Genomic DNA, 11,891 nt, shown 5'->3' with positions numbered 1-11,891 from the left:
TTTTTGGCAAGATGAACCCCCTGACGGTGATCCATCCGGAGAGGGCGTTATCAGGCCTTGCCTTTGTAAATGTCGACCAGTTTGGCCAGCATCGCAAGCGCATCCTCGCGGGAGCGCTGGAAACTGTTACGCCCGATGATGGACCCGTTGCCGCCCCCGTCACGAATGGCGCGGGCGTCATCATAGACCGAATCCTCGCCCTTTTTGGCGCCGCCCGAGAATACCACGATACGCCGTCCGTTGAAGCTGGACTGCATACAATGTTTGACGCGCGCCGCTTGGGTGGCGATGTCGATTTGCTGGTCTTCATAGACTTTTTTGGCTTCCGGCAACATCAGGTGATCGGTGGACAGTTTGATCTTGATGATATGCGCCCCCAGAAGTGCGGCGATCTGTGCGGCATAGGCGGCCACATCAATACCGGTTTCGCCGTCTTTGGTGATGGCTTCGCCGCGCGGGTAGGACCAGATGACAGTGGCCACGCCTTTGGCAGCTGCTTCCTGCCGCATGGCGCTGATTTCTTCAAACATGCCCAAGGCGCAATCCGAACCGGGATAGATGGTAAAGCCGATGGCGGCGCAGCCAAGGCGCAAGGCATCATCAACACTGGCGGTGATCGCCTGATTTTTTCCTGCTGTATCAGACATCAGGGAATTGGCGCTGTTCACTTTCAGGATTGTGGGAATCTGGCCTGTGAATGTGTCCGCGCCTGCCTCGATCATGCCCAAAGGCGCGGCATAGGCATTCAGGCCTGCATCAATGGCCAGTTGGTAATGATAATGCGGATCATATGCGGCGGGGTTGGGGGCGAATGTCCGTGCGGGTCCATGTTCGAACCCCTGATCGACCGGAAGGATGATCATTTTGCCGGTGCCGCCAAGTTTGCCTTGCATCAGCATGCGGCACAGATTGGCTTTCACACCGGGGGTTTCCCCTTCATAATTGCTTAGGATTTTCTGAACGACGCGGGTTGCACGCATGGGCTGCTCCTGTCCGGATGGTTGTTTTGGGCAGGGTTAATCCCTGCATTGTGACGAAACAATGATGATAATGCGCAAGACAGGGATGTTAGCGCAATCAACCGTTTCTTTGGTGTGTTTGCGCCGTGACAGGAACAAATGCGGCCCTGTTTTGCCCGCGGGAAGGGCAGGCGGGTCGCGGGGCCAGTGCTTATGTGTTAAATCACATGGCATACTTGCGGCGAGTGATTGCCGGATAACAGGGTATATGCAGCGAAGTTCATGCTTGTCATTCCGGCAAAAGCGGGGTTTTGTTGCCCGCGCCCAAGAAAAGCGAAATGTGATGCCTGATTTCAAACCACCGAAAGACGCCTATACCCTGATATTGGAGGCCATCGATCTTGGTGTGTACAAGCCCGGTGACAGGCTTGTGGAATCAGAGCTTGCGGACAGGTTTGGCGTGTCACGCACCCCCATCCGTGAAGCCCTGCAACGGCTGGAAACGCAAAGCCTGTTGACGCGTGACGGGCGGTCCTTGATTGTTGCCTCTCTGGATCATAACCAGCTGGCGGAATTATATGCCGTCCGCGCCGAGCTGGAAGGGTTTGCCGCGCGACTGGCGGCACGCCATGCCACCGACGAGGAGGTGCGCCTGCTGCGCACCATGGTGGAGGAGGACCGCAAGCTGATTGATGACCCCAAGGCGCTGAGCCGCGCCAACCGGCGGTTTCACAAACAGATTCATCTTGCCTCGCATAACCGCTATCTGGTGCAGCAACTTGATCTGGTACATCGGTCCATGGCGCTGCTGGCCACCACCTCGTTGAGTTTTGAGGGGCGTGGAACCCAGACCATTGACGAGCATTCCGCGATTGTCGAGGCAATTGCCGCGCAGGACGGACAGGGCGCCTATGAGGCGTTGAAAACACATATCTCGACAGCGTTCCTGACACGGTTGCGTCAGGATGCGGACAGCGCGGACCGCTATTCGCTATAGCGGGAACCGCGCGCGCGCCCCGACACCGGGACAGGGCGCACGGGTGGTTTCAGAACACCTGATCCAGAAAGCGGTCAAGCGCTGCATGGGCCTTGTCATTGGCGTCGGCGTCCCAGTCATTCGATCCTTCGACCGTGAAGGAATGGCGCGCGCCGCCGAATATCTGGGCTTCATGCGCAACGCCTGCGCCGTGCAATTCGTCCATCAGGCGGGCCAGATCGGACATGCCTGAAACCGGATCGGCAGACCCGTGCAGAACCAGAACCGGGGCAGGGGTCGCGGTGTAATCCTGCCCTTGTGGTGTGTCCAGCCCGCCATGGAAGCTGACAAAGCCTGCCATATCCATGCCTGCGCGCGCCGCTTCCAATGCGGCGGCCCCACCGAAGCAATAGCCGGTGATGACCATTTGCGCTGGCACATCGTCCAACCCTGCCACGGCCTGCGCTGCGGCATCGATGCGCGCGCGGAACATGTCGCGATCTGCATAGAGGGCGCCAGTCTCCCGGCGGTAATCGTCCATTCCCTCCAGCACGGCATCACGCCCGAACAGGTCAACCGCAACCCCGACATAGCCGGACTGCGCCAATGCATCGGCGCGCGCGATTTCATGGTCATTTACGCCGTCCCAATCATGGACAATCAAAACAGTGCCGCGCGGCGGGCCATCCGGCCGCGCGACATATGCTTCGAACACCACGTCATTGACGCTGTATTCCAGCGTTTCCGCAAAGCCACTTTGCGCCGAAAGTGCAAGAACAGCGCCTGCCCCTGCAACCATGACTGACTTCAACTTTTGCATGCGCTCTTCCCCTTGGCTGACACATATTGGTCAGAACTTAGGGCACATACCGGAAATTCAACCGCTGTCGCGTCAGGCCAGCTTCGCCTTGACGATTGCGCCAGCCTTGCCGAAATCCATCTCGCCCGCATGTCGGGCCTTCAGCACCCCCATGACCTTGCCGATATCCCGCACAGAGGTCGCGCCAGTCTCTGCTATGGCGGCGTCAACGGCTGCGGTCATTTCATCGTCGGTCATCTGGCGCGGCAGGAAGGTTTCGATCACGGCAATCTCCGCGATCTCCTTCTCGGCCAGATCAAGGCGCGCGGCTTCTTCATAGGCGCGTGCGGAATCCCTGCGCTGCTTGACCATGCGCGTCAGAACCGCGACCAGATCACCATCGCTTAACTCGCCGCTGGTGCCATCACCGCGCGCAGCGATTTCGCGGTCCTTGATGGCGGCATTGATCAGCCGCAAGGTTGCCAGCTTCGCGCTGTCCTTGGCCTTCATCGCTGTCTTTAGGTCGCTTGATATCCTGTCGCGCAGTGACATGGGGCCGTCCTGTCTCAAATGGGGTTGTTGGGCGCGGACCCTAACGAAGGGCACACCCGCTCGCAAGGTTCAAAAAAATCGGCGGGGCGCAGATATCTTTTCTTCTTTCAAAATACGGGCCGGATTCGCTTGATTCTTGGTGCGCATGGCCGTAGGTTCCGCCGAAATCCGAACATGACGGAGCGACAGGATGTGTGCGCAGACACTCAAACCCACAGCATGCCTTGTTTTGGCTGATGGGACAATTTTTTATGGACGTGGCTTCGGGGCTACGGGCAAAACCGTGGCAGAGCTGTGTTTCAACACGGCCATGACCGGCTATCAGGAAATCATGACCGACCCGTCCTATGCGGGGCAGGTGGTTACGTTCACCTTCCCTCATGTCGGGAATGTGGGTGTGAACGCGGATGATGACGAAACCGCAGACCCTGTCGCGGCTGGAATGGTCGTCAAATGGGACCCGACAGCGCCCAGCAACTGGCGCGCAACCGAACCGCTGGTGGACTGGCTGGCCAGACGCGGCCGTATTTGTATGGGCGGCGTGGATACGCGTCGCCTGACGCGTGCGATTCGCCAGCAGGGTGCGCCGCATGTCGCACTGGCGCATGATCCGGACGGCAATTTCGATATTGAGGAATTGCTGGCCATGGCGCGCGGGTTCAAGGGCTTGGTCGGCCTTGATCTGGCGCGCGATGTGACATGTGCGCAAAGCTACCGCTGGGATGAAATGCGTTGGGCATGGCCGGATGGATATTCGCGCCAGACGGCACCCGTCCACAAGGTTGTTGCCATTGATTACGGGGCGAAGCGCAACATCCTGCGCTGTCTGGCCAGTGCCGGTTGTGATGTGACTGTGCTGCCCGCGACGGCCACAGCCGAACAGGTGTTGGCGTTGAACCCTGACGGGGTGTTTCTGTCGAACGGTCCGGGTGATCCCGCGGCAACGGGCGAATATGCTGTGCCAATGATCCGTGATGTTCTGGAGGCCGATATTCCTGTCTTCGGGATTTGTCTGGGGCACCAGATGCTTGCACTGGCGCTTGGGGCCCAGACCATCAAGATGAATCACGGCCATCACGGGGCCAATCATCCGGTCAAGGACCATGAAACCGGCAAGGTCGAGATCACCTCGATGAACCACGGTTTCGCAGTGGACAGCCAAACCCTGCCCGATGCGGTGGTGGAAACGCATACGTCGCTGTTTGACGGGTCAAATTGCGGCATCCGGATGAAGGACCGGCCGGTGTTTTCGGTTCAGCACCACCCCGAAGCCAGCCCCGGCCCGCAGGACAGTTTCTATCTGTTCGAACGCTTTGCCCGACATATGGCCGACCGCAAGGCAGGCTAGACAAATCTGGTGCCCTGCGATTTGTCAGGGCACCTGCCACTGCGCGGGGGGGATGCGGCGCAGGGTTCTTTTCGCGCCAGACACCACCCGCGCGGCCAATTCTTAATCAGTTGTTAATCATCATCGTGTTTCCCTTGGCGTTAACCAAAGTGGAACACTCGATGCGGCTGTATCGTCAATCAAGCACGCCATCTGCCCCGCAATACGTCGCGGGGTCGCCCCTGCATCTGACGGTGCAGCGTGACAAAACGCATGCGCGCGACTCACTTGGTGCCATACTGCGCGATATGGGGGCCATCAGCGACGATACCCTGCTTGAGGCGTTGAAACTGCAGGCGCAACAGGCCACCAGCCTTGGCGATCTTCTGGTTGCGAACGGGCAGATCACCGAAGACACCCTTCTGCAGGCGCTGTCCATCCAGTTTGACACCCCGATTGTGGACACAGCGCGCCAGAAACCCGACCCTGCGCTGACAGACAGGATCGGGGCCGAAACCTGCATTTCCTTGCGGTGCATGCCGTGGTGCAATGCGGGCGCGGTCACAGTGATCGCAACCCCGCGCCCTGACCAGTTCGAAGCGAAGCGCGCGCAGCTTCACGCCATATTCGGCCCGGTGGTTCCGGCGCTTGTTTCAGAAAATGCCTTGCACGACACGCTGTTAAGCCTCCGTCGTAACCGACTGAAAATATGGGCGGAAACCTGCGTTTCGGGTCGGGACAGTTGCAGGTCCATGAATTTCGATCATATGCGGAACTGGCTGGTCGCGGCGTTGGGCGCGGGGGTTGTGGCGACCGTGTTGTTTCCGCAAGCTGCGTTTCTGGCACTCACACTTGTGGCAAGTTTCTTTCTGGCATTTTCCGCCATGTTAAAGATTGCTGCCGCATTTTGCGCATTCTCGGACCAGCCCCCGCGCGAACACTCCGCAGGCAGAATCGTCAATCTTGCAGAGCGCCGCAAGCCGGTCGTGTCGATCCTTGTGCCGCTTTACAAGGAACCCGAAACTGTGCCGCGCCTGTTGCAGCGCCTGTCCCGCCTGACATGGCCGCGCAACCTTCTGGATGTTCTTCTGATTGTCGAGGAAAACGACACAGAAACACGGCAGGCCCTGCGCGCTGCCCGATTGCCGCGCTGGATGCGGGTTGTGCCTGTGCCAGATGCGCCCCTGAAAACCAAACCCCGCGCCCTGAATTATGCCATGCTGTTTGCGCGCAGGGGGTGCTGGATTTCTATAACCCGCGCAGCAACTGGCTGGCGCGGTGTTTTACCATCGAATACGCAAGCTGGTTTCGCGTCATCCTGCCAGGCATGCAACGGCTGGGTCTGGCAGTGCCGCTGGGCGGGACGACGCTGTTCTTCCGCCGCGATATTCTGGAACGCCTTGGGGGGTGGGACGCGCATAACGTGACCGAGGATGCGGATCTTGGCATCCGGCTTGCGCGGCGCGGCTATTACACCCAGCTTCTGGACACGGTCACCTATGAGGAAGCGAATTGCCGTGCCATTCCATGGGTGAAACAGCGGTCCCGCTGGCTGAAAGGATATGCAATCACATGGCTGGTGCATATGCGCGACCCGCGCGCCCTGTGGCGGGATCTGGGGGCGTGGCGGTTCTGGGGCGTTCAGGTGCTGTTTCTGGGCACATTGGTGCAATTCATGCTGGCCCCGTTGCTGTGGTCCTTCTGGCTTGTCATGCTGGGCTGGCAGCATCCGCTTCTTGACGCGTTTCCGTCCCACGCCCTGAAGGTATTCGTGGGGCTTTTCATCCTGACCGAGGCGATAAACCTGACCGTCGGAATATTGGGAACGCGCGCGCGTCATCATCGCCATCTGCGCCTTTGGCTGCCCACATTGCACGGCTATTTCCCCTTGGCTGTTCTGGCCGTCTACAAGGCCCTGTGGGAACTTGTTTCGGCGCCGTTCTACTGGGACAAGACCAATCATGGAAAACACGGCGCGGCCCTTGACGCAATCGCGGTTCACAGTCAAACCTAGAACCGGCGCATTATCGGGCGCCGACACCTGACAGGTTACATAAAGAATGGCGTGCAATGCTATATTTTGAAAAGCAAAACCTTGTTTTATTTGCGACACCCAAAACCGCAAGCACATCGCTGGAAGCCGCACTTGCGCCGATGGCGGACATTGTGTTGCAGGGCGATCCGCGGATCAAGCATTGCACATTTCATCGCTATAGATGGCGGTTTGAAAAATTCCTGATGATTTTCAAGAAGGTGCAGCCGGAAACGGTCGCCCTGATACGGCACCCCGAAGATTGGCTGAACAGCTGGTTCCGGTTTCGCCATGGCGACTGGCTGAAGGGCACCCCGCGCAGCACGCGCGGCAAAAGTTTCGATGAATTTGTTGCGGGCTACCTTCAAGACCCCAAACCTGAATTTGCCGCAGTGGGGTCGCAGGCGGCCTTTCTGACCCACCCCAACAAGGATGACCGTGTCCAGACCCTGTTTCGGTATGACGCCATGCCCGAATTCCAGAAATGGCTGGAAGAAAGGCTGGAGTGCAGTCTGGATCTGCCACAGAAGAATGTCTCGCCCAGAATGGAGACAAGCTTATCGGCAAATCTGCGTGCGCGGCTGGAAACGGGATCTGCGCGGGATTATGCGCTGTATGACATTGCACGCGACAGCGCATAAACTGCCCCTTACGCTGGAAAACGCCCCCTAAGCAGGAAAAGGATGACAAAATGACACTGGAAACCCGCATTCAACAGGCGCGCGGCGAAATTCCTGCTGATCTGGTTCTGCGCGGGGCGAAGGTGCTTTGCGTGGTCACCGGCACATATATCGAAGGTGACGTTGCCATTTGTGACGATACAATCGTGGGTATTGGCGCAGGGTATGACGGCGCAAGGATCATCGAATTGCATGGCCAAATCCTTGTTCCGGGGTTTATCGACACGCATCTGCATATTGAATCGTCGCTGGTGACCCCGTTCGAATTTGACCGCTGTGTCGCCCCGCGCGGGGTGACAACCGCCATTTGCGACCCCCATGAAATTGCCAATGTCGCAGGCAGTGCGGGTATTCGCTATTTTCAGGACGCGTCAAGCCGGACAGTGATGGACATACGGGTGAACCTGTCATCCTGCGTGCCGTCCACACATATGGAAACCGCAGGCGCGGCGCTGGATGCGCAGGATCTGCTGGCGCTTGCGGACCATCCCAGCGTGATCGGGCTGGCAGAGTTTATGAATTTTCCCGGCGTTATCCACCGTGATCCCGGATGCATGGCGAAATTGCACGCCTTCGCGGGGGGGCATATTGACGGGCATGCGCCGCTGTTGTCGGGGCGTGACCTGAATGCCTATATCAGTGCGGGCATTCGCACCGAACATGAATCCACCACCGCCGCAGAAGCCCGCGAAAAGCTTCAAAAAGGGCTGCGTTGCCTGATCCGCGAAGGGTCTGTCAGTAAGGATATGGTGGCGCTGGCACCACTGCTGACGCCCGTGACCGCGCCCTATATGTGCCTGTGTACTGACGACCGCAACCCGCTGGACATTGCCGAGCATGGGCATCTGGACCACATGATCCGCAGCCTGATTGCGATGGGCTGTGACACGCTGGCGGTGTATCGCGCCGCATCACTTTCAGCGGCCGAGGCGTTCGGGCTGAAGGATCGCGGACAGATCGCACCGGGCAAACGCGCCGATATTGTCGCCTTGCCCGATCTGGCTTCGTGTCGCGCCAGTCTGGTGCTGTGCGGGGGCAGGGTGGTCGATGATGCGGCATTCGCCGCGCGCGATGTGATAGCACCTGTGGCACGCGATTCCGTTCGCGCACCAAAGGTCGGCGCGCGCGATTTCCGCCATGCAGGCAACAGCCCCGACACCCCCGTCATTGGCATTCTGGAAGGCAAGATCATCACCCAACACCTGCGAGAGGAAATACCACCCCAAGACGGCGACAAACGCCCTGATCCCGCACGTGATCTGGCACGCGTTGCCGTGGTTGAACGGCACGGCAGGAACGGGAATATCGCCACGGGGTTTGTGCGCGGTTTCGGCATGACATCAGGCGCGATTGCGGCGACGGTCGCGCATGATCACCACAATATCGTAACTGTTGGCGTTGATTATGACGATCTGGCGCTGGCGGTGAACCGCCTGTCCGAAATCGAAGGGGGCTTTGTCGTGGCGCACGGTGGGCAGGTTGTGGCGGAACTGCCCCTGCCGGTTGCGGGGCTTATGTCGCTGGACAGCTATGAACAGGTCCATGCCCGCCTTGTTGAATTGCGCAGCGCCGCCAAATCACTGGGCGTGACGCTGGAAGAGCCGTTCTTGCAACTGGCCTTCATTGCCTTGCCCGTAATCCCGCATCTGAAAATCACCGATTTCGGCATGGTTGATGTGGACCGTTTCGAGGTGATCTGAAGCGCGCTATTCAATGCTGTAAGGCAACAGTTTCCGGTGGTCGGGATCAATACGCAGATGGCGTTCCAGCGGCGGAACAGAGCGCTGGTGGCAATTGTCGCGTTCGCAGATGCGGCAGGAAATTCCAATAGGATCATACCCGCCTTCGCGGCCCAGATCCATGCCGTCACCGTAAACCAGCGCGCCCGCGTGGTTAATCTCGCATCCCAGCCCGATGGCATAGCGTCGCACGGGCGCGTGAAACGCACCGCCGCCTTTGGTCACGGCCAACGCAAGGCAGAAATACCGCATACCGTCAGGGGTTTCCGCCAGTTGGCGCAGAAATCGCCCCGGCGTTTCAAAGGCGCGATGCACATTCCATAACGGACACGCCCCGCCGAAACGCGCAAATTGCAATCGCGTGGCGGAATGGCGTTTCGTGATTGTGCCCGCCTGATCGACCCGCACAAAGAAGAACGGCACCCCCTTGGCCCCCGGACGCTGCAAGGTCGACAGCCGGTGCGCGACCTGTTCGATGGACGCCCCAAAGACTTCGGCAAGTGTTTCCAGATCGTGGCGGCAGTCCTGCGCAGCGGCCAGAAAGCGGCGGTAGGGCATGAGTGCGGCACCCGCAAAATAATTCGCCAGCCCGATCCGCGCAATTGCGCGTGCCTCGGGCGACTGGAACCGCGCAAGGTCCAATGTGGCCTCCAGCAGGTCATGCTGGGTCAGCAACGCGACCTGATGGGCCATTTGGAACGCCTGCGTTGCGCGTGACACCCTCGATGACAGTTCCAGTATGCCGCGTGCGGCGTCAAAGCGGCGCAAATCCTCGGTATGGGTCAGCCGTATTGTGATCTTGTGATCGGCAAGCACCGATGCGGCATGCGCCATGAAATCCATACCGGTTTTCGCGCGGCCGGCGAAAGTCTCGGCTGCGCGGTCCACGGCGTCAATGTAGTTGTCACAGTAGTGAAAGAAATCACGCACCTCCTCCCAAGGTGACAAGCGCAAGGTGGTGTCTTCGCGGCCCAATGCCTCGTCCAGCGAGGCAAGCTGTTCCTGTGCCTGCCGGTAGGCGCGGTGCAGGTCCAGAAACGCGCGCGCAAATCCCGGCGCATTGGCCCCCACCAGCCGCAGATCGGGCAGGGCAGGGTTGGCGGTGGCAAAAAGCGGGTCTGCCAGCGCCTCTCGCAGGTCGGATACCAGCCTTTCGCTGTCGCCCGCCGAAAGTTCCGTTACATCCATGCCGAATTCGCGGGCCAGCGCCAGTACAACCGCTGTGGACAGCGGGCGATTGTTGTTTTCCATCTGGTTCAGATAGGGCAGGGATACGCCCAGCTTGGCGGCAAAATCCTTCTGCGTCAGTTGCAGTTGCAGCCGTGTTTCACGCAGTTTTGCACCGGCATACAGTTTTTGCGGTGGCATGGCCCCTCCGGCAACTTTGCTAAGCTGGAAGGCAAACTTTGCAAACCGCGTGCCTTAGGTCAAGCGCCGATCTGCCGCGCACGGCGCATCACATACAAGACCGGCGCAATGGTCGCGCCTGTGGTGGCCAGCATCATCCAGATCAACGGACCAGCGCCGCTGCCCGGTGTCAGCAGCGCGCCCGCCAGTGCCGATAACGCCGCACCACCCCCGATCATGATGGCCCCGCCCATGCCGCTGGCGGTTCCCGCCAGATGGGGGCGCACCGACATCATGCCCGATGTGGCCGATGGCAATAACATGCCATTGCCAAGCCCGATCATGATGAAGCAGCCGAAAAACACCGGCGCACTTAACGCGCCACCCAGATACAACAGGGCCAGCAGGATCATGCCCGAGAACCCGATAAGGCTGCCGACAAGGATCATTTTGTTGATCCCGTAGCGCGCCGCATACCGTCCGGACAGGAAATTACCGAACGCATAGCCGACCGCAGGCGCCCCGAAATAGATACCAAGCTGCGAGGGGGTCAGGTCGAATACCTGCGATCCCACAAAAGGCGCCCCCCCCAGATAGGCGAAAAACGCGCCCGATGCCAATGTCGCCGACCCGCAATAGCCCCAGAACCGGCGCGCGCGCATCAATTCGGGCAAGGCCGCAAATTGCTGGCGCAGGGACCCGCTGCGGTCATGTTTCGTCTCGCCCATATCGGCCCAGCTTAGGGCCAGAACGGCCACGCCAGCCAACAGCATCAATGTGAAACTGCCGCGCCAGCCAAATGCCTCGTCCAGAAAACCACCTATGGCAGGGGCAATCATGGGCACCAGTGCCATGCCCATCGTCACATAGCCGATGCGCGATGCGGCGGCACTTTCATCCAGCACATCGCGGATAGAGGCGCGGCTTAACACCATGGCCGATACAACCAGCGCCTGCATCATCCGAAAGATCAGGAAAACCGTGACATTGGGCGCAAGCAATGTGCCAATGGTCGCAATGATAAACACCACCAGTGATGCCAGCAGCACAGGCCGGCGGCCATATCTGTCCGAAATCGTTCCGATAAACACCTGAAGCACCGCATTCATCGCCAGATACAGCGACACTGAAAGCTGCATCACGCTGTAGCTGGTGTCAAAATACACCACCATTGATGGCAATGAGGGCAGAAACACATTCATTGCCAGCGCCGCAATCGAGGCCTGTGCCACCAGCGTGGCGACATGCGGCGGGGTTGTGCGGTCCAGAAACACAGAGTGTGGCGGAATAAGCGGTATGGTCACTGGTAATCGACCTTCAGATATCTTGTGCCGAACAAGTCTTACACATGTGAAAAGAAGGCGCAATGTGGATTGCAGGGCTCATGCGGTTTGCAAATTAGCACATCAACTTGCAGACACATTTGCAAATTATCTTAATTTCGCTTTTCATGCGATGAACGAAACATTATTGTGCGAAG

9 protein-coding genes and 1 pseudogene are annotated in these 11,891 nt (G+C 59.1%); 5 read left to right on the top strand and 5 right to left on the bottom strand.

All coding sequences use genetic code 11. The features are described 5' to 3' along the window. Positions 1-50: 50 nt before the first annotated feature. Positions 51-980, bottom strand: a complete 930-nt coding sequence (locus ACTIE1_RS07305; RefSeq protein WP_439559774.1) for a class I fructose-bisphosphate aldolase — start codon at positions 978-980, stop codon at positions 51-53. A gap of 322 nt (positions 981-1,302) precedes the next feature. Here ACTIE1_RS07305 and ACTIE1_RS07300 point away from each other — a divergent pair, with 322 nt between their 5' ends. Further along, positions 1,303-1,956, top strand: coding sequence for a GntR family transcriptional regulator (locus ACTIE1_RS07300; RefSeq protein ID WP_439559775.1), 654 nt, complete (start codon positions 1,303-1,305; stop codon positions 1,954-1,956). A 49-nt stretch (positions 1,957-2,005) separates the two neighbouring features. On the opposite strand, the gene ACTIE1_RS07295 is transcribed toward ACTIE1_RS07300, so the two are convergent. Both ACTIE1_RS07295 and ACTIE1_RS07290 read right to left on the bottom strand, forming a co-directional pair. Continuing rightward, complete coding sequence (locus ACTIE1_RS07295; RefSeq protein ID WP_439559776.1) at positions 2,006-2,755, bottom strand: dienelactone hydrolase family protein; 750 nt, start codon at positions 2,753-2,755, stop codon at positions 2,006-2,008. A gap of 72 nt (positions 2,756-2,827) precedes the next feature. After that, the gene (locus ACTIE1_RS07290) at positions 2,828-3,286 is read right to left on the bottom strand and encodes a GatB/YqeY domain-containing protein (protein ID WP_439559777.1); all 459 of its coding nucleotides are present in this window, start codon (positions 3,284-3,286) and stop codon (positions 2,828-2,830) included. A 190-nt stretch (positions 3,287-3,476) separates the two neighbouring features. Between ACTIE1_RS07290 and carA the strand changes: the two genes are divergently transcribed. The 4 genes and pseudogenes from carA to ade all read left to right on the top strand — a co-directional run bounded on the left by carA (position 3,477) and on the right by ade (position 9,025). Further along, the gene (carA, locus tag ACTIE1_RS07285) at positions 3,477-4,634 is read left to right on the top strand and encodes a glutamine-hydrolyzing carbamoyl-phosphate synthase small subunit (protein ID WP_439559778.1); all 1,158 of its coding nucleotides are present in this window, start codon (positions 3,477-3,479) and stop codon (positions 4,632-4,634) included. Between the two features lie 971 nt (positions 4,635-5,605). Further along, positions 5,606-6,627, top strand: a pseudogene (locus tag ACTIE1_RS07280) (glycosyltransferase family 2 protein); the annotation flags it as partial. A gap of 56 nt (positions 6,628-6,683) precedes the next feature. Then, the gene (locus ACTIE1_RS07275) at positions 6,684-7,286 is read left to right on the top strand and encodes a gamma-glutamyl kinase (RefSeq protein WP_439559779.1); all 603 of its coding nucleotides are present in this window, start codon (positions 6,684-6,686) and stop codon (positions 7,284-7,286) included. A gap of 50 nt (positions 7,287-7,336) precedes the next feature. Beyond that, positions 7,337-9,025: an adenine deaminase gene (gene ade / locus ACTIE1_RS07270; RefSeq protein WP_439563319.1), complete on the top strand. Its 1,689-nt coding sequence runs from the start codon at positions 7,337-7,339 to the stop codon at positions 9,023-9,025. Between the two features lie 6 nt (positions 9,026-9,031). On the opposite strand, the gene ACTIE1_RS07265 is transcribed toward ade, so the two are convergent. Both ACTIE1_RS07265 and ACTIE1_RS07260 read right to left on the bottom strand, forming a co-directional pair. Further along, positions 9,032-10,432, bottom strand: coding sequence for a helix-turn-helix domain-containing protein (locus tag ACTIE1_RS07265; protein WP_439559781.1), 1,401 nt, complete (start codon positions 10,430-10,432; stop codon positions 9,032-9,034). 59 nt (positions 10,433-10,491) lie between these two features. Beyond that, positions 10,492-11,715: a multidrug effflux MFS transporter gene (locus tag ACTIE1_RS07260; RefSeq protein ID WP_439559782.1), complete on the bottom strand. Its 1,224-nt coding sequence runs from the start codon at positions 11,713-11,715 to the stop codon at positions 10,492-10,494. Between the last annotated feature and the right edge of the window lie 176 nt (positions 11,716-11,891).

Source organism: Roseinatronobacter sp. (genome assembly GCF_051859525.1).
In the GTDB taxonomy this organism is placed as follows: Bacteria; Pseudomonadota; Alphaproteobacteria; order Rhodobacterales; family Rhodobacteraceae; genus Roseinatronobacter.
The sequence above is the reverse complement of the archived record's forward strand: the minus strand, read 5'-3'. Positions and strand labels throughout refer to the sequence as shown.

Bases quoted from the DNA above. Each gene is read 5' to 3' on its own strand.
- ACTIE1_RS07290 (WP_439559777.1), bottom strand. From the start codon at position 3,286: ATGTCACTGCGCGACAGGATATCAAGCGACCTAAAGACAGCGATGAAG.
- ACTIE1_RS07305 (WP_439559774.1), bottom strand. From the start codon at position 980: ATGCGTGCAACCCGCGTCGTTCAGAAAATCCTAAGCAATTATGAAGGG.
- ACTIE1_RS07295 (WP_439559776.1), bottom strand. From the start codon at position 2,755: ATGCAAAAGTTGAAGTCAGTCATGGTTGCAGGGGCAGGCGCTGTTCTT.
- carA (WP_439559778.1), top strand. From the start codon at position 3,477: ATGTGTGCGCAGACACTCAAACCCACAGCATGCCTTGTTTTGGCTGAT.
- ACTIE1_RS07300 (WP_439559775.1), top strand. From the start codon at position 1,303: ATGCCTGATTTCAAACCACCGAAAGACGCCTATACCCTGATATTGGAG.
- ade (WP_439563319.1), top strand. From the start codon at position 7,337: ATGACACTGGAAACCCGCATTCAACAGGCGCGCGGCGAAATTCCTGCT.
- ACTIE1_RS07275 (WP_439559779.1), top strand. From the start codon at position 6,684: ATGCTATATTTTGAAAAGCAAAACCTTGTTTTATTTGCGACACCCAAA.
- ACTIE1_RS07265 (WP_439559781.1), bottom strand. From the start codon at position 10,432: ATGCCACCGCAAAAACTGTATGCCGGTGCAAAACTGCGTGAAACACGG.